The sequence below is a fragment of the Roseovarius carneus genome (assembly GCF_020141465.1).
GTDB classification, from domain to species: Bacteria; Pseudomonadota; Alphaproteobacteria; order Rhodobacterales; family Rhodobacteraceae; genus Roseovarius; species Roseovarius carneus.
The window spans coordinates 2,857,870-2,877,218 of sequence record NZ_JAHSPD010000001.1 but is presented as its reverse complement, the minus strand read 5'-3'; the positions used below and the strand labels follow the sequence as shown (position 1 = coordinate 2,877,218).

17 protein-coding genes and 1 pseudogene are annotated in these 19,349 nt (G+C 62.6%); 12 read left to right on the top strand and 6 right to left on the bottom strand.

What is annotated here, in order from left to right; all coding sequences use genetic code 11:
- Positions 1-37 precede the first annotated feature (37 nt).
- Together KUD11_RS14230 and der are read left to right on the top strand one after the other, a co-directional pair.
- Positions 38-1,378 carry a PQQ-like beta-propeller repeat protein gene (locus tag KUD11_RS14230; RefSeq protein WP_224380263.1) on the top strand — a complete coding sequence of 447 codons (1,341 nt, stop codon included), beginning with the start codon at positions 38-40 and terminating at the stop codon, positions 1,376-1,378.
- Between the two features lie 74 nt (positions 1,379-1,452).
- Positions 1,453-2,907 carry a ribosome biogenesis GTPase Der gene (gene der / locus KUD11_RS14225; RefSeq protein WP_109384087.1) on the top strand — a complete coding sequence of 485 codons (1,455 nt, stop codon included), beginning with the start codon at positions 1,453-1,455 and terminating at the stop codon, positions 2,905-2,907.
- Between the two features lie 39 nt (positions 2,908-2,946).
- On the opposite strand, the gene KUD11_RS14220 is transcribed toward der, so the two are convergent.
- Positions 2,947-3,642, bottom strand: coding sequence for a hypothetical protein (locus tag KUD11_RS14220; RefSeq protein WP_109384088.1), 696 nt, complete (start codon positions 3,640-3,642; stop codon positions 2,947-2,949).
- Positions 3,643-3,751: 109 nt separating this feature from the next.
- On the opposite strand from KUD11_RS14220, the gene KUD11_RS15250 reads away from it, so the two are divergent.
- A complete protein-coding gene (locus KUD11_RS15250; protein ID WP_181375235.1) occupies positions 3,752-4,024 on the top strand; it encodes a DUF2235 domain-containing protein in 273 nt (90 codons plus the stop codon).
- Positions 3,978-4,202: a T6SS phospholipase effector Tle1-like catalytic domain-containing protein gene (locus KUD11_RS15335; RefSeq protein WP_109384090.1), complete on the top strand. Its 225-nt coding sequence runs from the start codon at positions 3,978-3,980 to the stop codon at positions 4,200-4,202. The genes KUD11_RS15250 and KUD11_RS15335 overlap by 47 nt, the downstream gene beginning before the upstream one ends.
- On the opposite strand, the gene serS is transcribed toward KUD11_RS15335, so the two are convergent.
- From serS to KUD11_RS14195, 4 genes are all read right to left on the bottom strand, one after another.
- Complete coding sequence (gene serS, locus KUD11_RS14210) at positions 4,199-5,494, bottom strand: serine--tRNA ligase (RefSeq protein ID WP_109384091.1); 1,296 nt, start codon at positions 5,492-5,494, stop codon at positions 4,199-4,201. The genes KUD11_RS15335 and serS overlap by 4 nt on opposite strands.
- A 96-nt stretch (positions 5,495-5,590) precedes the next feature.
- Complete coding sequence (locus tag KUD11_RS14205) at positions 5,591-6,799, bottom strand: multidrug effflux MFS transporter (protein ID WP_109384092.1); 1,209 nt, start codon at positions 6,797-6,799, stop codon at positions 5,591-5,593.
- A gap of 70 nt (positions 6,800-6,869) precedes the next feature.
- Positions 6,870-8,588, bottom strand: a complete 1,719-nt coding sequence (locus tag KUD11_RS14200; RefSeq protein WP_109384093.1) for an ABC transporter substrate-binding protein — start codon at positions 8,586-8,588, stop codon at positions 6,870-6,872.
- Between the two features lie 104 nt (positions 8,589-8,692).
- Positions 8,693-9,388, bottom strand: coding sequence for a glutathione S-transferase family protein (locus KUD11_RS14195; RefSeq protein WP_109384094.1), 696 nt, complete (start codon positions 9,386-9,388; stop codon positions 8,693-8,695).
- 327 nt (positions 9,389-9,715) lie between these two features.
- On the opposite strand from KUD11_RS14195, the gene rpiA reads away from it, so the two are divergent.
- From rpiA to KUD11_RS14165, 6 genes are all read left to right on the top strand, one after another.
- On the top strand, positions 9,716-10,504 hold the full coding sequence (gene rpiA, locus KUD11_RS14190; RefSeq protein WP_109384095.1) for a ribose-5-phosphate isomerase RpiA: 789 nt from the start codon (positions 9,716-9,718) through the stop codon (positions 10,502-10,504).
- Positions 10,505-10,583: 79 nt separating this feature from the next.
- Positions 10,584-11,939 (top strand): glutathione-disulfide reductase, encoded by a 1,356-nt coding sequence (gene gor, locus KUD11_RS14185; RefSeq protein ID WP_109384096.1) that lies wholly within the window; start codon positions 10,584-10,586, stop codon positions 11,937-11,939.
- 81 nt (positions 11,940-12,020) lie between these two features.
- Entirely contained in the window at positions 12,021-13,169 is a 1,149-nt protein-coding gene (hflK, locus tag KUD11_RS14180; protein ID WP_109384097.1) for an FtsH protease activity modulator HflK, read from the top strand.
- Position 13,170: 1 nt separating this feature from the next.
- Entirely contained in the window at positions 13,171-14,040 is an 870-nt protein-coding gene (gene hflC, locus KUD11_RS14175) for a protease modulator HflC (RefSeq protein ID WP_109384098.1), read from the top strand.
- On the top strand, positions 14,040-14,237 hold the full coding sequence (locus tag KUD11_RS14170; protein ID WP_109384099.1) for a DUF2065 domain-containing protein: 198 nt from the start codon (positions 14,040-14,042) through the stop codon (positions 14,235-14,237). Before hflC ends, KUD11_RS14170 begins: the two co-directional genes overlap by 1 nt.
- A 196-nt stretch (positions 14,238-14,433) precedes the next feature.
- Positions 14,434-15,867: a Do family serine endopeptidase gene (locus tag KUD11_RS14165; protein ID WP_263478916.1), complete on the top strand. Its 1,434-nt coding sequence runs from the start codon at positions 14,434-14,436 to the stop codon at positions 15,865-15,867.
- Positions 15,868-15,978: 111 nt separating this feature from the next.
- On the opposite strand, the pseudogene KUD11_RS15330 reads toward KUD11_RS14165, so the two are convergent.
- Positions 15,979-16,407, bottom strand: a pseudogene (locus tag KUD11_RS15330) (BCCT family transporter); the annotation flags it as partial.
- Positions 16,408-16,582: 175 nt separating this feature from the next.
- Here KUD11_RS15330 and KUD11_RS14155 point away from each other — a divergent pair.
- Complete coding sequence (locus tag KUD11_RS14155) at positions 16,583-17,803, top strand: aminotransferase class V-fold PLP-dependent enzyme (protein ID WP_109387749.1); 1,221 nt, start codon at positions 16,583-16,585, stop codon at positions 17,801-17,803.
- Between the two features lie 50 nt (positions 17,804-17,853).
- On the top strand, positions 17,854-19,275 hold the full coding sequence (locus KUD11_RS14150; protein ID WP_109384100.1) for a cryptochrome/photolyase family protein: 1,422 nt from the start codon (positions 17,854-17,856) through the stop codon (positions 19,273-19,275).
- Positions 19,276-19,349 lie beyond the last annotated feature (74 nt).

Sequence of the window (19,349 nt, the reverse complement as noted above, 5' to 3'; positions counted from 1 at the left end):
AAAGCAGAGGCGATTTGGGAAAAGTGAGGATCGACCGGTGAAACTGAATACGATGATCTGGGGCCTTGCGGCCGTGACGGTTCTCTCTGGATGTGCGGCTGACGATCCTCTGCTGACGGGCGAGCGTGAAGGCATCCGCGAAGTGCTGAGTTCTGACCTTGCGGCGCCAGAGGTAAGCCAAGTGCCCGGATCGGGCGCGCCAAACGTTGCCGAAGAGCTGCGGCTGCCCGCTGTTGCCACCAACGCAGACTGGCCGCAGCGTATCGGCTCACCCGGCACGCGTCCGGCGCATCCCGCTCTGTCGTCGGCACCCGGTCTCATCTGGTCGGCCTCCATAGGTGAAGGTGATGGCGCACGCAGCCGCATTACGGCCGATCCGGTCGTGGCGGGCGGGCGTGTCTTTGCGATGGACGCCAATGCACAGGTCACAGCCGTCAGCACGTCAGGGGCAACGCTTTGGACACGCAGCCTCGTGCCTGCCAACGACTCGCCCAAGGATGGCAGCGGCGGCGGTATTGCCTTTGGCGACGGAAAGCTTTTCGTATCCTCCGGTTTTGGCCGTATCCACGCGCTTGATCCCGCCACGGGCGCTGAGATTTGGATGCAAGAGCTGCGCGCGACGGGCGCGGCTAGCCCTGCCGTCAATGGCAAGCTGGTTTATATTGTGGCTGGGTCTGAAGCGGCCTGGGCCCTCGACACCGATACTGGGCGCATCGCCTGGCGGCTGACGGCCACGCCGGATGTGAACAACATCCACGGCGGCCCGGCCCCGGCGGTATCGGATAAATATGCCGTCTTCGCTTTTGGCTCGGGCGAGGTTCAGGGTGCGTTCCGTCAAGGTGGCTTGCGTCTTTGGGACGCACAGATTGCCGGGCGCCGTGAGGGGCTTGCGCAATCGTCGATCGCGGATATCACGGGCGATCCCGTGATCCGGGGTGACAGGCTCTATGTCGGCAACCACTCGGGCCGAATGGTGGCCCTTCGCCTTGCCAATGGCGCGCGCATCTGGACCGCCAATGAGGGGCCTCTGAGCCCCGTATGGGCCACGGATGAGGCTGTGTTCCTCGTGTCGGACCGCAACGAGCTTGTGCGCCTGCGCGCCGAGGATGGCAGCCGTGTCTGGGGGGCGAAGCTGCCTTTCTTCACCAAGGATCGCCCGCGCCGTCAGGCCGAAGTCTTCGCCCATCACGGGCCGGTTCTTGCGGGGGGGCAGCTTGTCGTCGCCTCCAATGACGGCTTCTTGCGCTTCTTTGATCCGGTCTCGGGCACGCTGCGCCGCCAGATCGAAGTGCCCGGCGGTGCGACAACCAACCCTGTTGTGGCGGGTGGCACGCTCTACGTGGTGTCGACCAAAGGCACGCTTCACGCTTTCCGTTAGGCGCTGCTTGCTGTATCAGGCGGCGTGATCTGTCCGCCTGACCCTGGCGGACCAAATGCGCCCGGAGCCAAGACATGAGTTTCTCCCTCGCCATCGTGGGCCGCCCGAATGTGGGCAAATCCACGCTGTTCAACCGCCTTGTTGGCAAACGCCTTGCACTGGTCGATGACCAGCCGGGTGTGACACGCGATCTGCGCGAGGGCGCGGCGCGTCTGGGCGATCTGCGCTTTACCGTCATTGACACGGCGGGGCTGGAAGAGGCCACGGATGAAAGCCTTCAGGGCCGGATGCGAAAGCTGACCGAGCGGGCTGTGGATATGGCTGATATCTGCCTTTTCATGATTGATGCGCGGGCGGGCGTCACGCCCACCGATGAGATATTTGCCGAAATCCTTCGTAAGCGCGCAAAACACGTGATCCTTGCCGCCAATAAGGGCGAGGGGAGTGCCGCGGATGCGGGCGTGATTGAGGCCTATGCGCTGGGCCTTGGTGAGCCTATTCGCCTCTCGGCAGAGCATGGCGAAGGGCTCAATGATCTCTACAGCCATCTCATGCCGCTGTCCGATGCGTTCGCCGAGCGGGCCAAGACCGAGGCCCCCGATGTGGATGTGGCCATCGACGAGGATGACCCCGAAGGGCCGCGCGTGCCCACGAAATCAAAACCCCTTCAGGTGGCTGTGGTGGGTCGGCCCAATGCCGGAAAATCAACGCTGATCAACAAGATACTGGGCGAAGATCGCCTTCTGACCGGGCCAGAGCCGGGGATCACCCGCGATGCGATCTCGCTCCAGATTGACTGGGACGGTTTGCCGATGCGTGTCTTTGACACGGCGGGCATGCGCAAAAAGGCGCGCGTGCAGGAAAAGCTGGAAAAGCTGAGTGTGGGCGATGGTCTGCGTGCGGTAAAATTTGCAGAAGTGGTGATTGTGCTGCTGGATGCCGATATCCCGTTTGAGCAGCAAGACCTGCGTATCGCAGACCTTGCCGAGCGCGAGGGGCGCGCGGTGGTCGTCGCGGTCAACAAATGGGATCTGGAGCAAGAAAAACAGGAGAAGCTGCGCGATCTGCGCGAAAGCTTCGAGCGGCTCCTGCCACAGCTGCGCGGCGCGCCTTTGGTCACGGTCTCGGCCAAGACGGGCAAGGGGCTCGATCGGCTGCGCGCGGCGGTGGAGAAAGCCTATGATGTGTGGAACCGCCGCGTGACCACGGCGCATCTCAACCGCTGGCTCACGGGCATGCTGGAGGCGCACCCGCCCCCCGCACCGGGCGGACGGCGGATCAAGATGCGGTACATGACGCAGGCCAAAACGCGGCCACCGGGATTTGTCGTGATGTGCTCGCACCCCGATAAACTGCCCGAGAGCTATTCACGCTATCTCGTGAACGGGCTGCGCGTGGATTTCGATATGCCTGGCACGCCGATCCGTCTGCATATGCGCAGTCAGGCGGACAAGAACCCCTACAAGGCCAAGAAGAAAACGACGCCCTCACGGCTGCGCAAACATCTGGGCCGACCGCCCCGCGACTGAGGGGCGGGATTTCGAGTGTTTTTGCTAAGAAGAAGGGCCTTAGTGGCCATTCTTGATGTTTTGAACCATGGTGAACATGAGCGTCGCGGCACCGGTCGCCGCGAGGGCCAGCACCGCGACTGAGCCGCCGATATTGGCGACGCAGACGCCGATCAGCGCCCAGATCACCGCCGCCGGAAAGGTGGGCGCATCGGGGCGCTGCCGTTGGATCAAGAGGGCGAGGATCAGCGCGATTGTGATCGACAAAAGGGCTGCTGGCACTTGTGGCAAGACGCCGTAGCCCGCGGTCATGAGCCCGATTGACACACAAGACGCGGCCGTCAACCAGCCTGCGTAGAGGCCGATCGGCCCGCGCGCCCACATCCGGTCCGTCACCGGTGTGCGCAAGAGTGCCATGACAGCCCCCGCCCACATGAGCCAGATCAGCGCCGAGGCCCAGACCGGGCTCATCACCGCCACGGGCAGCCATGCTGCACCGATGCCCACGGATACCAGAAGCGGCGCGCGCAGGGCGGCCCATTCGGGCGCATTAAAGCGACGCCGCGCGCCGAAGGCAGCTCCGACGATCAGCCACAGATAGATGACGCCCCAGATCGCAAAGGCATAGCCTGCGGGCTGTACGGGTGGGTTGTCTTGGGGAATTGGGAACTGACCCGCGTCAAACCCGCCAAAATCGGGGACGAACCACGGCGAGGCGGCAAAGATAAGCGTAATCGCGAGCAAAAGGTATGGCATGGGTTTCCACCGTTTACGGGAAGGGGGCGTTAGGCGTAGCCTTACTCTAGCGCTTTGGGCGCGCCGTCAAGATGGACTGCCAAGGAGGGTCAGCAAGGAGGATTGCGCGATGACCTGTATTGCCGTGTTTTGCGATGGCACCTGGAATGCGGCTGATAATGTCGAGCCGACCCATGTTGTCGCGTTGAGCCGCACCTTGGTAAATGATCCTAGGGCGGGGCAGGTGGTGGCCGATTTCGCGGGGAGCGGCACGGATCGGCGGTTTGAAGACCCGTTTGCGCGGTTCGTGAACCGTTGGGGCGGGCGGGGCGTTTGGCTGGGGGCTCGATACCAAGGTGAAGCAAGCCTATCAGTTCTTGTGCCTCGCCTGTCGGCCTGGTGACCCTATTTACCTTTTCGGGTTCTCACGCGGCGCGTTTACCGCGCGGTCGGTTGCTGGGATGATCCGCAAACGTGCGCTGATAGAGGGTCCGATCGAGGCGCGGCCCGAGTATCGCCCCGGAAGCCTCTTTACAGGGGCGCCCGCGCCGCGGCCGGGGCCGCAGCAGCCGGATCGTTAAGCGAGCATACCGTCCGCGCGCAGCATCGTCTTGCCGCCCAGATAGGGGTGCAGCACCACTGGCAGGCGCACGCCCCCATCGGCGCTTTGCCCGTTCTCCAGCACTGCGATCAAGCAGCGCCCCACCGCCAGCCCCGAGCCGTTGAGCGTGTGCATGAATTGCGGCTTGCCCCCCGCCTCGGGCTTGAAGCGGGCATTCATCCGGCGGGCTTGGAAATCGCCGCAGACGGAGACGGAGCTTATCTCGCGGAAGGCGTTCTGCCCCGGCAGCCAGACCTCAATGTCATGGGTGCGCCGCGCGCCGAAGCCCATGTCGCCGGTGCAAAGCGCGATGGTGCGATAGGGCAGGCCGAGCTTTTCCAAGATACCTTCCGCGCAGCCGGTCATGCGGTCCAGCTCGTCGCGGCTTGCCTCAGGGGTGGTCAGGCTGACCATCTCCACCTTCTCGAACTGGTGCTGGCGCAGCATCCCGGCGGTGTCGCGCCCGGCGCTTCCGGCCTCGGAGCGGAAGCATTGCGTGTGCGCCACATAGCGGCGCGGCAGCGCGGCCTCCTCCCATGTCTCGCCATTGGCGATGTTGGTCAGCGTCACCTCCGCCGTGGGCACGAGCCACCAGCCATTTGTGGTGCGGTAGCTGTCCTCGCCGAATTTTGGCAATTGCCCGGTGCCCAGCATCATCTCATCTCGCACCAGAACCGGCGTCCAAGTCTCCTCCAGCCCGTTCTCGTCCACATGCGTGTCGATCATGAATTGCGCGAGCGCCCTGTGGATGCGCGCCACGGCGCCTTGCAGGACCACGAACCGCGTGCCGCTCAGCTTGGCTGCCAATTCAAAATTCATGCCCGGCATGACGCCGGGCAGCTCAAAATGCTCCTTGGGGGCGAAATCAAAGGTTGCCGGCGTGCCCCAGCGGCGCATCTCGACATTGTCGGCCTCATCCGCGCCCTCGGGCGTGTCCTCAAAAGGCAGGTTGGGCAGGCTTAGCAGCATCTCTTCAAGCTGCACATCCAGCGCTTTGGCCTTGGCCTGCATCTCGGCCACCTCGGCCTTTTTCGCGCCGACAAGGGCGCGAAGTCGCTCGAATTCCGCCTCGTCACCCTTGGCTTTGGCCGCGCCCACCTCCTTGGAGGCCTTGTTCTGCTCGGCCTGAGCGGCCTCGGCGGCCGCGATCTTGCCGCGCCGGGCGCTGTCCAGCGCGAGGATATCACCCGAGACGGGGGCCACACCAGGGCGGCGCGTGAGGGCTGCGTCGAAGGCGGCGGGGTTTTCGCGGATCGCACGGATATCATGCATGGTCTGAGGTCCTTGGCTGGGGCGAGTCGGAAGCGTTCGGGCCGGGTTATGCACCAGATTGCACGCGCAGGGTAGACCGCGCGCCCTAACGCGGGATTAACCGTATCTCGGGATGCCGCGCTCGGCCCAGCACATCGCGCCGAAGGCCGCGATCCCCATGGCGGCAAAACCCACAACCAAAGGCGTCGCACTGCCCGAGAATTGCTGCCCGATGAGCCAGGCTATGGGCAGGGAGATGACATTTGACAGGCTGCCGATCATCGCCGCGCCGAGCCCTGCGATATGACCCAAAGGCTCAAGCGCTATGGCGTTGAGATTGCCGAAGAGGATGCCGATGCAGAAGAATGACGCCAAAAGCCAACCCATGAAGAGCCAGAACTCTGGCAGGCCATCTGCCGCCCAGACCGGCCCCAAGAAGGCCAGCGATAGCGCGCTCAGCCCAAGCACAGCCAACACTGACAGGCGGCGCATTCCAAAGCGCATCACCAAGAGAGAGTTGACCAAGGACGCGGCCCCGACTGCCAGTGCCGCAATGGCGAAATAGAGCGCGAAGAGCGAACCGCGATCAAAGGTGATCGAAAAGATCTGCTGCGCCGTGCTGAGATAGGCCAGAAACGCGCCAAAGATCAGCCCCGTGGCCAAAGTGTAGCCCATCGCGATGCGCGAGCGCAGCACCTCGCGCAGACCCGCGCCAAGGGTTGCCGCGCGAAACGGGCGGCGCAGGCTGGGCAAAAGCGTCTCGGGCTGGCGCGCGGCGAACCAGATGGCCGCAATCACCGCAAGTGCGATGAGCACACCAAAGGTCGCGCGCCACCCGCTCAGCGCGATAACGCCTTCGCCCAGCGCGGGCGCTATGCACGGAACGAGAATGAAAACCGCCATCACCACCGACATGATCCGTGCCATTTCGCGGCCCGCATAGCCATCGCGCACCAGAGCAAGGCTCACGATCCGAGGGCTGGCCGCACCGACCCCTTGCAGGATCCGCCCCGCGATCATCATCTCCCACGTGCTGGCCCACAGCGACATGGCACAGCCCAGAAGGAAGATCGCATAGCCACCATAAATCACTGGCTTGCGCCCAAAACTGTCCGAGAGCGGCCCTGCCAAGGCCTGACCCACGGCAAAGCCGAGGAACAGCGCGGAGACGATGAATTGCACATCATTGGGATTGGAGACGCCAAGCTCTGCGCCGATCAGATCAAGCGCGGGCAGCATGATATCCGTGGCCAGCGCCACGATGGAGATCATGAAGGCGAGAAGGACGACGAATTCACCGATCGAGAGGGGCTTGGGTGTGCTCATGGCCGCGTGGCTATGCCGATTGCCGCAGGGCTGCAAGAGGGGCTTTTGCACAGCTGCCCTGCACAGGTGCTCAGGTCCAGCGCAGCTCGGCCGGGCGGATCTCGAAGCCGATGTGATGTGCGCCGCCCGCAAGCCCCTTGCGGGTGTGGTTGTAGAGCCTGCGCCAATAGGGCTGCACCGTCACGCCCGCATCCTGCACCATGGTCTGTAGCTGCGCCATAAGCCTGCGCCGCACTTCGATATCCAGCGTGGCCAAAGCCTGCTCCAACATGGCGTCAAACGCGGCATCCGACCAGCCAAACTCGTTCCACGCCTCATTCGTGCGATAGGCCAGCGCATAGGTCTGCACGCCCAAGGGCCGGTGGCCCCAATCGGTGGAGCTATAAGCAAACCGCGCCCACCCGGCCCAATATTCCGGTCCGGGCAGGATGGTCCGGCGCACCTTGATGCCCGCATCGGTCAAAAAGGCCGCCACCGCGTCGCAGGTGTCGCGCCGCCAGCCATCGTCGAGCGAGATGAGATTATGCTCAAACTCCGCCATCCCGGCCTCCGCCATCAGGGCGCGGGCGGCGGCAGGGTCATATTGTGGCGCGGGCAGGGGGGCATATTCGGGATGCAAAGGTGCGATATGATGGTTCTCGGCCACAGCACCGCGATTGCCGTATCCAAGCTCCAGAACCACCTCATTGCTCACGGCAAGTTGCAGGGCGCGGCGCACACGCAGGTCGCTATAGGGCCGCTCTCCGTCCACCTCGGCCAGTTGGTTGGGCCGGATCACGATTGTGGCGGCGGTGTCGATCTCGTTTTGATCCCAGCCGTCCAGCGCGCCGAACGCGTCGATGAAAGGGTCTTGGATGGAATGGGTCATGTCGATTTCGCCAGCCCTGGCAGCGGTGAGGGCGGCGGAGGGATCGGTGCCGGTGTCGATGAACTCGATCCTTTGCATCCACGCGCCCTTCCCGGCGTTCCACCACGTATGGTCCTCATTACGCACCAAGATGGCACGCACACCCGGCTCCACGATTTCCGGCAGGTACGGCCCCGTGCCGATGGGGGCGTCGAGCATGGTGGCCGGATCGAACCCTTCCGGCACAATAGCCGCCGGATAATCAGCCATGCCCGCGATCAGCGAGATATCAGGCCGGGGCAGGCGGAGCGTGACCTGATCCGGGCCGCTTTGCATCACAGCGCCCGCGCGTAGCTGTCCGGTGGCCGGGTCCACAAGAACTGCAAACCGCCCGGCCATCGAATTGCCCGGCACATCCCGCTCGCACCAGCGGGCAATGTTGCGGATCACATCCTCAGCGGTAAAGGCGTTGCCATCATTCCAACGCACGCCGGGGCGCAGGTTCAGCACATAGCGGGTGGCGTCATCGCTGATCTCCCAACTTTCTAGAAGCTGGCCGCGAAATGTGCCGTCATTCTCATAGCTTACAAGGTATTCCAACCACCCGCGCGAAACATTGGCAGCCTGAAACCAGTCATACCGGCGCGGATCACGCAGGGCGCGGACAGTCATCTGAATACGCACAATGGCCATATCGGCCTGCGTCACGCTAGGCTCATCCGCTTGCGCTGGGGCGGGCAGGCCGAGGGCTGCGTAGGCGGCGGCTGTGGAGGCCCCGAAGCTGCTGGCTTGGGCCAGAAACTCCCGGCGGCTGATCGGGTCCTGCTTGGCGTGGACGGCTTGGTCAAGCAGATGCGCAGGCACAGGGCGCAGGGGGCGCACGGGGCGCGGTGAGATCGGCCGGGATGGTTTGGGACGCTTGGAGGTAGGGCGATCTGGCATGTAAGGCTCTCCTCAGGCGGCGTGGGTGTGTCCTTTTTCCATCATGTGAAGAATGAAGGCAAATCACATATCCCTGCGCGGATGACGCACGGCGTGTGCAATCGTCAGGTGGCCGAACCTTCTGGCGGGTTTGGATAGGACGGCGCTGTGAAGGGCGTGGGGCCGAGCCCTTCGGCCTTTTGCGCCGCATGGGTGGCCGCGCGAGCCTCCATAGCGGCGGCAAGGGCCGTCAGTTTTGGGAAAGCGCCCAGATCAAACCATGCGGTCTGGCCCTTTGGATAGATGCTGAGCCAGCGCAACATGCAGCACAGATACATATCCGCAGCAGACGGCTCCGCCCCCAGCAGGAATGGTCCCGCCGCCGCACCCTCCAAAAGCGCCAGAATCCGCTGCACCTCGGCTTGCATTTGCGCTTGCAAAGCCGCCTGATGCGCGGCCTCGGGGCCTGCATATTTGGCAGTGTAGAAGAGCATCCGCAGCGCGGGGTGCAAGGTGTTCGATAGGAAAAACAACCATTTGAGAAACGGCGCGCGCGCGGTCGCGCCGGGCAGGGGGGCAATCGTGCCGGGATGCGCCTCGCTCAGCCACAAAAGGATCGCCCCGGTCTCGAAGATAGGCCCTGCCGGCGTTTCCAGCACCGGGATCAGCCCGTTGGGGTTGAGCTTGAGATAGGCTGGGCTGCGCTGCGCCTGCATGCGGCGATCCACCAGAATTGTGCGGTAAGGCTGGCCAATCTCCTCCAGCGCGAGGCGGATGATCAAAGAGGCGTTATCGGGGGCGTAATGCAATAGATATGTCATGACCTATGTTATGCCGCCGCCGCGCCCACCAGCCTGAGATTTGCGACATTTGATCCGTGTTTTACGCAAAATTAACCAACGTGGTGCGAGGGTGGTGCCAAGACAGTCTAACCCGACATTCGGCCACGTTGCGCAGGTATCTTATGAAACACCCCATCAGACCCCGGATCAGCCATTCCGTGAAGCGCTTTGCTATCATCGCGCTCCTGTGTACGGGGCTGCTCTTTGCTCTGCCGCTCAGCGCGCTGCCCTAAGGCGGATTTCGCCCTCGCACCCCGGCGGCAATAGCCCTATACCTTCGGGCAAGAAAGCTGAGGAGTCGCTGCCATGACCGGAGAATTGTCGCCCATCGATAAGGCCAAATTTGTCGCCGCCAAGCGGGCGGTGGATTATGTCGAGGATGGTATGCGCGTGGGGCTCGGGACCGGCAGCACCGCTGCGTGGATGGTCCGCTGTCTGGGAGAGATGGTCCGCAATGATGGGCTCAAGATCAAGGGCGTGCCGACCTCCACCCGAACGGCGGAGCTGGCGCGCGAAGTCGGCATCGACGTGATCAGCCTTGATGAGGCCAAATGGCTTGATCTGACGATCGATGGTGCGGATGAATTTGACCATGAGCTGAACCTGATCAAGGGCGGCGGTGGCGCGCTTTTGCAAGAAAAGATCGTGGCCACGGCCAGCGACCAGATGATCGTCATCACCGATGCGGGCAAGGAAGTGGGCCATCTCGGCGCGTTCCCCCTGCCGGTCGAAGTGATCCCGTTTGGCTGGCAAACCACCCGCGCGCTGATCGAGGAAATGCTGATTTCCGTCGATGTGCTGGGCCGGGATGTGACGCTTCGGATGAACGGCGATCACGCTTATGTTACGGATGAGGGCAATCATATCCTCGACCTGCATCTGGGGCGGATCGGCAATGCACGCCAGCTTGCCATGGTGCTCAACCAGCTGCCGGGCGTGGTGGAAAATGGCCTTTTCATAGATATTTGCGATATTGTCGTGATCGGCCACGGCGATGGCAAGGTGGAACTGCGCGACATTAACGAGGGCACGGTGCAAACGGACCGGCTCGATTTCGTGGACTCCGACAACCTCTTTACCGACATGATGGACTAAGACACGGACACCGGATGCAGGTCCGCCGAAACGGGCCTTAAAAAACAATTGCAAGATAAGGCGAGGCACGAAGGCAGAGATGGAATTTGACTATGATCTTTTCGTAATTGGGGGCGGATCGGGCGGCGTGCGCGCGGCGCGCGTGGCCGCCGCTGAGGGCGTGCGCGTGGCACTGGCCGAGGGGGATCGCTATGGCGGGACCTGCGTGATCCGGGGTTGCGTGCCGAAGAAGTTCATGGTCTTCGCCAGCGGCTATCCCGAGGCAATGAAAGACGCGCAGGAATATGGCTGGACCGTTCATGCGGGCGGCTTTGACTGGCCAAGGTTCCGCAGCAAGATGCACACTGAACTGGACCGGCTTGAAGAGATCTACCGCAGCATGCTGAAAAACAGCGGCGTGGTGAGCTATGACGCCCGCGCACGGCTGAGCGATGCGCACACGGTCGCCCTCAGCACCGGCGAGAGCTTCACGGCCAAGCATATCCTGGTTGCGACGGGCGGGCGTCCGGTAAAGCCCGATATTCCGGGGGCGGAAGGGGCCTTGGTCAGCGATGATATTTTCCTGCTCGACGAGATGCCAAAGTCGATCCTGATCATTGGCGGCGGCTATATCGCTTGTGAGTTTGCCTGCATTCTCAACGGCCTGGGGGTTGAAGTTACGCAGTATTATCGTGGCGCGCAAATCCTGCGCGGCTTTGACGACGAGGCACGCGGGCTGGTGGCCGAGGAAATGAAAGCCTCCGGCGTTGATCTACATCTGGGCACCAATATCATTGATATGGGTCCCGCCGAGGGCGGCTACCGGGTCAAATCCACCAATGGCACCGAGAAGGTGTTTGGGCAGGTGTTCTTTGCGACGGGCCGGAACCCCAACACTGCCGACATGGGGCTGGAGGAGGCTGGCGTCTCGCTGGGCCGTCATGGGCAGATCGAGGTTGATAACTACAGCCAGACCTCCGTGCCGTCCGTCTATGCGATTGGTGATGTGACCGACCGGGTGAACCTTACGCCTGTTGCGATCCGTGAGGGCATGGCGTTTGTGGAGACCGTGTTCAAAGGCAACCCCACACCTGTCGATCATGAGTTGATCCCGACCGCGATTTTCACCCAACCTGAGGTTGGCACGGTCGGCCTGAGCGAGGAAGACGCCCGCGACCAAGAGCCCATCGAGGTCTATTGCACGTCTTTCAAGCCGATGCAGGGCGCCTTTGCCGGCCGCTCTAGCCGGGTGTTGATGAAACTCGTGGTCAGCCAAGCCACCCGCAAGGTTTTGGGCTGTCATATTGTCGCGCCAAACGCGGGTGAGATCATCCAATTGGCAGGCGTGGCGGTCAAAATGGGCGCAACCAAAGAGGATTTTGACCGGACCTGCGCAGTGCACCCGACGATCTCCGAAGAAATTGTTACGATGAAAACCCCGGTGCGCACGGCTTGATTTTTGCCGCGGACTATACAGTTTAAGCAGAACTGCGGCGCACAGGCTGTCGCGGAGGACTTCAAGAAGGGAAAGACGTTCATGGCAGGACCATCTGGCGGCCCGTGGGGCGGCGGCGGCAACTCGGGGAATGGCGGAAGCGGTGGCGATGGCCGCGACCGCGGCGGACGCCGCCCGAATGAGGGAGGGGGCAAGCCCCCAATGCCCGAAATCGACGAGCTGATGAAAAAGGGCCAAGACCAGTTGCGCGTGCTCATGGGCGGGCGTGGGGGTGGCAGTGGCAGCAATGGTGCAGGCGGCGGCGATGGCGGCCCGGTCTTGACCAAAGGCACAGTTGGTCTCGGCATTGTCGCACTGATCGGTCTGTGGCTGTTCGCGAGCTTCTACACCGTGAAGCCCGAAGAACGCGCCGTGGAGCTTTTCCTCGGCGAGTATTACCGGACGACCTCACCGGGTCCGCATCTCGCGCCATGGCCGCTCATCACGTATGAAAAGCTCGTCACGACCCGCGAGCAAAACGAAGATATCGGCGTCGGCGCACGCGGCAGCGAGGCTGGCCTCATGCTGACGGCGGACGAAAACGTGGTCGATATCGACTTTCAGGTGGTTTGGAATATCAGCGATCCGGACATGTTCCTCTTCAACCTGCGTGATCCGCAGGCCACGATCCGCGCTGTGTCAGAATCGGCTATGCGTGAGATCATCGCGCAATCTCTGCTCGCGCCCGTGCTCAACCGGGACCGGGGCATCATTGCCGCGAACCTTGAGGAGCTGATCCAAAGCACGCTCGACAGCTATGACAGCGGCGTCAATGTTATCCGTGTCAACTTCGACAAGGCTGACCCACCCCAACAGGTGATCGACGCCTTCCGCGAAGTGCAGGCCGCCGAGCAGCAGCGTGACCGTCTTGAGAAAGAGGCCGACGCCTATGCCGCGCGTATCCTCGCCGAGGCTCGTGGTCAGGCCGCTCAGACGTTGGAAGAGGCCGAAGGGTATCGCGCCCGTGTGGTCAACGAGGCCGAGGGTGAGGCAAGCCGCTTCACCGCCGTTCTTGAGGAATACACCAAGGCCCCCACAGTGACGCGTCAGCGCCTCTATCTTGAGGCGATGGAAGAGGTTCTGGGCGGGATGGATAAGATCATCCTCGACGAGAACCAAACGGGCGGCGGCTCTGGCATCGTGCCATACCTGCCACTCAATGACCTGCGCCGTAACACAGGAGTCCAGTAACATGCGGAAAACAGCTCTTATTCTGCCCGTCATTGCCGTTGCGGCCATCACGGCCCTGTCGTCGGTCTTTATTGTGGACGAACGTGAGAACGTGCTCGTTTTGCAATTCGGTAAGGTCGTCAAGGTTGTTGATGAGCCAGGTCTCGGCTTCAAGCTGCCGTTGGTTCAGGAAGTTGTCCGTTATGACAACCGCATCTTGAGCCGCGATATCGAGCCTTTGGAAGTCACGCCCTTGGATGACCGCCGCCTCGTGGTCGACGCCTTTGCGCGCTACCGCATCACCGATGTGGAGCGGTTCCGCCAAGCGGTCGGCACCGGGGGCATCCCGGCGGCTGAAAACCGGCTCGATTCGATCCTGCGCTCGCGGACACGGGAAATTCTCGGCTCGGTAAGCTCGAATGATATCCTGAGCTCGGACCGTGCGGCGCTTATGCTGCGCATCCGCAACAGTGCGATCCCTGAGGGGGTCGAATTGGGGATCGAGATCGTCGATGTGCGTCTCAAGCGCACAGATCTGCCGCCCCAAAACCTTGACGCCACCTTCGCCCGTATGCGGGCCGAGCGTGAGCGCGAGGCGGCGGACGAGATCGCACGCGGTAACGAGGCAGCTCAGCGTGTGCGGGCCCAAGCCGACCGGACACAGGTTGAGCTTGTCTCGGATGCGCGCCGTCAGGCGGAGATCACCCGAGGCGAGGCGGATGCGCGCCGCAACGCGGTCTTTAACGAAGCGTTTGGCGCGAATGAGGAGTTCTTCGCGTTCTACCGCTCGCTTAATGCCTACCGGATTGCGCTGCGCGGTGATACCTCGACCATCGTGATGTCGCCTGACAGCGATTTCTTCGATTATTTCAACTCGCCAACGGTTGACTAATGCTTGGCATTGTCGCGCTCGCCCTCGGGCTTGTGCTTATTGTGGAGGGGCTGGTCTATGCGCTGGCCCCTTCGCTTGTTGAAAAGATGCTTTTTGCGTTGCGTGCCATGCCGCCTGAAGCGCGCCGTATCTTGGGCTTTTTGTCTATCGTTTCAGGGCTCTGCCTTGTCTGGATTGCCATACTTCTTGGCGTATAATACGCGCCTGGATCAGATCACCATAGCGTGACGAGATGTTGCATTCTTTGCGAATGGGTAAAACCCGCCTACATTACATTCATATTGCGGTGCAGAGGGTTTCAGCTGTGCCGTGCCTTTTTTCAACAAAGGAGTCTTGGAGTTGACACTCGCAACCCAAATCAAAGCCACATCAGCCCCTGAGCCGCGCAGCGCGCTGCGCATCTTCGTGCTGGGCGCGCTGACCACCCTTCTGGTGGTCGCACAAGCCACGTTTGCAAACGCCCGCCCCGACAGTTTTGCCGATCTTGCGGAAAAGATCAGCCCCTCGGTGGTCAACATCACAACATCCACGGTGGTCGCCACAGGCACGGGGCCTTCCCCCGTGGTCCCCGAAGGCAGCCCGTTCGAGGATTTCTTCCGCGAATTCCGCGATCGGAGCGGCAACGGCGATCGCCCCCGGCGCAGCTCCGCGCTTGGCTCGGGCTTCGTGATTTCCGAGGATGGCTATATCGTCACCAACAACCACGTGATCGAAAGCGCCGACGAGATCATCATCGAGTTTTTCGAGGGTGGAGAGCTTGAGGCGACCGTGATCGGCACCGACCCCAAGACCGACATCGCCCTTCTGAAAGTCGAGACCGATGTGCCGCTGCCCTTCGTCAGCTTCGGCGACAGCGACACCGCCCGCGTGGGCGATTGGGTCATGGCGATGGGCAACCCGCTCGGTCAGGGCTTCTCGGTCAGCGCCGGGATCGTCTCGGCCCGCAACCGCGCTCTGAGCGGCACCTATGACGATTACATCCAGACCGACGCCGCCATCAACCGGGGCAACTCGGGCGGGCCGCTCTTCAACATGGACGGCATGGTTGTCGGCGTGAACACCGCGATCCTCAGCCCCAATGGCGGCTCCATCGGCATCGGGTTCTCGATGGCATCGAACGTGGTCACGCAAGTGGTGGATCAGCTTCAGGAGTTCGGCGAGACCCGCCGTGGATGGCTCGGCGTGCGTATTCAGGACGTCACTGATGATGTGGCCGAGGCCATGGGTCTGGACGTTGCATCAGGCGCTCTTGTGACCGACGTGCCCGAAGGCCCCGCCGCCGACAGCGGGATGCAGGCGGGCGATGTGATCCTCAGCTTTGATGGTACCGAAGTGGACGACACGCGCGGTCTGGTGCGCACGGTTGGCAACACGGCTGTGGGCAAGGAAGTCCGCGTCGTGGTCTTCCGCGATGGTGGCACGCAGACCTTGAGTATCACACTTGGCCGCCGCGAAGAGGCCGAAGGCGTTGTACCCGTAGCCCAGCCGGGCGATCAGGACGAAGCGGACGAGCCCGCAGAGAAGTTGATCCTTGGCCTCACGGTCAGCCCGCTCACAGATGAGCTGCGCGAGCAGCTTGAGGTGGAGGCGTCGGCGCAAGGCCTCGCTGTCACGGATGTTGATCCGCTGTCTGACGCCCATGAGAAGGGCCTGCGCGCGGGCGATGTGATCGTGGAGGCCGGTCAGGAAGTGCTGACCTCAATCTCAGAGTTTGAGGACAGCATCGCCACCGCAGAGGAGGCGGGCCGCAAGTCGGTTCTGCTTTTGGTGCGGCGGGCAGGGGAGCCACGCTTTGTGGCTCTGTCTGTCGAGGAGGCGGCTGAATAAGCCACGCCGCGCTCCCGCAAAGACGAAAAAGCCCCGTCCGGTGTCATACCGGGCGGGGCTTTTTACATGGGATGACAAAAAACGGCGCCCCTCTCAAGGGGCACCGCTCAGTCATAGCGCCAAGGGCCGTGGGCCCAGGGCGGGACCAACCAATTCGGCGGGCTGCTCAAGCAGGCCGCGCTTCTCGCGCAGCCCGTCACGGTAAAGCGCCTTGATCAGCGCGATACACATCAGGCCCATGACCATGGTGAACGGCAAAGCCCCGATGATCATCGCATTGCGCAGCGCATCCATCGGATTGTTCCCACCCGCTGCAAGGATCAGCGTGCCGATCACACAGCGCCCGAAAAGTGGTGTTAGCGCCGAGCGGATCGTGAGGGGCATGTTGTGGGTCTGGGCGTGGTAGGCAAGGCTCAGCCCTATAACCACATAGATGGCCCATGCGTGAAACCTGTAATGCAGGAATGTCTAGCGATACCCGGCTTCAACGGCAGCGACGGTGTTGGCTTCAACCGCGTCCGCAACCACCACGGGTGTGTTTGGGGCGGACGTTGCTTGAATGCGGCGTGGATTTTGTCCTGTGGCGGGGTGTCGGGCATGGGCGCATTTTTGTAGCGCCCGGAGCGCTGGTTGCTTCGGGTTTTTCGGGGACTTCCCGGCCTATGTTTCAAACCCGCGCTTGACCATGGCGAGAAAGGCGGCTTTTCTGCGCGCCATGACCTTAGATATAGACTTCGTCCGCGCCCAGTTTCCCGCCTTTGAAGAGCCCACCCTCCAAGGTCAGGCCTTCTTTGAAAATGCTGGTGGCAGCTACATGTGCCGCCCGGTGATCGAGCGGCTGGAGCGCTTCCATCGCCAGCGCAAGGTGCAGCCCTATGCGCCCTATGCCGCCAGCCGCTTGGGCGGCGAGGAGATGGACGAGGCCCAGACCCGCCTTGCCGCCATGATGGGCGTGCAGACAGATGAGCTGAGCTTTGGCCCCTCGACCACGCAGAACACCTATATCCTCGCCCGCGCCTTTGCGCAGTTTATGTCACCTGGTGATGCCATCGTCGTCACCAATCAAGATCATGAGGCCAATACCGGCCCATGGCGCCGCCTCGCCGATGAGGGCTTTGAGGTGCGCGAGTGGAAGATCGACCCCGAGACCGGCCTTTTGAATCCAGAACACCTCGTGGACCTGCTGGATGAGCGTGTGCGCCTTGTGTGTTTCCCGCATTGCTCGAACGTGGTGGGGGCGGTCAATCCGGTGGCCGAGATCACAGCACTTGCCCATGCCGCTGGTGCCTTCGTCTGCGTTGATGGGGTGAGCTATGCGCCGCATGGTTTTGTGAATGTGGACCTGCTGGGCGCGGATATTTACCTCTTTTCGGCCTACAAGACATATGGCCCGCATCAGGGGATCATGGTGATCCGGCGCGCCCTGGGGATGCAGCTGCCCAATCAGGGGCATTATTTCAACGCGGGCCATCTCGACAAACGCTTTACCCCCGCAGGCCCTGATCACGCGCAGGTCGCGGCCTGTGCGGGTATGGCCGATTACATGGACGCGCTCGCCGCGCATCATGGGATCACGGGCGATCCGGCCGCGCGGGCGAGCGGCGTGCATGACCTGATGCGCGCCCATGAGGAGGCGCTCTTGCAGCCGCTTCTCGATGATCTGGGCGCGCGCAATTCCGTCCGCCTGATCGGCCCAGCGGAGGCTGCAAACCGCGCGCCTACCGTGGCCGTGGCTCTGGCGCGCCCGGGCGAGGATGTCGCCCGCGAACTGGCAGGGCATGGCATCATGGCGGGGGGCGGTGATTTCTACGCGGTCCGGGCCTTGGGTGCACTGGGGGTGGATACTAATAAGGGCGTGCTTCGGCTCAGCTTTGTGCATTATACCAGCCGCGATGAGGTGGACCGCCTGCGCGCGGCGCTGGATATATGTCTTTGACGCAGCTCTAAGCGCGCTATGTCAGGGCCAAAGAAGATAAAAGGCCCGATATGACTGATATTTCCCCGACAATCCTTTGGTTGCGCCGTGATTTCCGGCTGACCGATCACCCTGCTTTAGCCACCGCCATCGAGGCGGGTGGGCCGGTGATCCCCGTCTTTATCCATGACACGGAGGTGGAGCGGCTGGGCGCGGCTCCCAAATGGCGGCTTGGCCTCGCGGTGGAGAAGTTCAGCGAAACCCTTGAGGTGATGGGCAGTCGCCTGATCCTGCGGCAGGGCGATCCGCTGGAGGTGCTGCGCGCGCTGATCAAAGAGACAGGCGCGCGGGCGGTGCATTGGTCGCGGCTCTATGATCCCTGCGCCATTGCCCGCGACAAGGCCGTGAAGGCCGGGCTGAAAGAGGACGGCATCGCGGCGGAAAGCCATCGGGGGCATCTGCTCTTTGAGCCATGGACGGTGGAGACCAAGACCGGCGGCTTTTACCGGGTCTATTCACCCATGTGGCGCGCCGTGAAAGACCGCGATGTGCCGCAGCCCCTCAAAGCGCCCGCCAAGATCCCCGCACCAGACGCGTGGCCCGCCTCGGACACTCTCAGCGATTGGCGCATGGATGCGGCGATGAATCGGGGGGCCGCGATCTGCCGCCCCTATCAATGTGTGGGCGAGGCCGCTGCACAGGACCGATTGGCGTGGTTTCTGGACGGGCCGATTGATCCCTACAAGGATGACCGCAATCTGCCGGGTCGCGATGGCACCTCCAACCTGTCGGAAAACCTTGCCGTGGGCGAGATCAGCCCCGCGCAATGCTGGCATGCGGGGATGCGCGCCCGTGAAGAGGGTGCGAATGGTGCCGAGCATTGGGTTAAGGAGGTTGTGTGGCGCGAGTTTGCCTATCATCTCATCTACCACACACCGCAGATCACCCACCGCAACTGGCGCGAGGATTGGGACGCCTTCCCTTGGTCTGAGGATGCAGGCTCTGAGGCCGTGCTGCGCTGGAAACAGGGGCGCACGGGCGTGCCCTTCGTGGATGCGGCCATGCGCGAGATGTATGTGACAGGTCGGATGCACAACCGGGGCCGGATGATCGTGGCCTCATACCTGACCAAGCATCTGATGACCCATTGGCGCATCGGGATGGAGTGGTTCGATGAGTGCCTCACCGATTGGGACCCCGCGAGCAACGCGATGGGTTGGCAATGGGCCGCAGGCTCGGGCCCGGACGCGGCACCTTATTTCCGCATCTTCAACCCCGAGACGCAGCTGGAGAAGTTCGATCCCAAAGGCCACTACCCCGCCCGCTGGATCGCGGAGACGGCGCACCAGCCCTCGGAGACGGCGCTGAGCTATTTCGACGCCATCCCGCGCAGTTGGGGCCTTGCGCCCGATGCGCCCTATCCCGACCCGCGCGTGAGCCTGTCGGAGGGGCGAAACCGCGCTCTGGCCGCTTATGAAAGCCGCAGCTTTTGAAGAGGCGCGGTGTGGTGCACATTATCCTCTTGCCGCCTCTGGGCCGGGCCAATACCTTGGCGAAAAAGACAGGA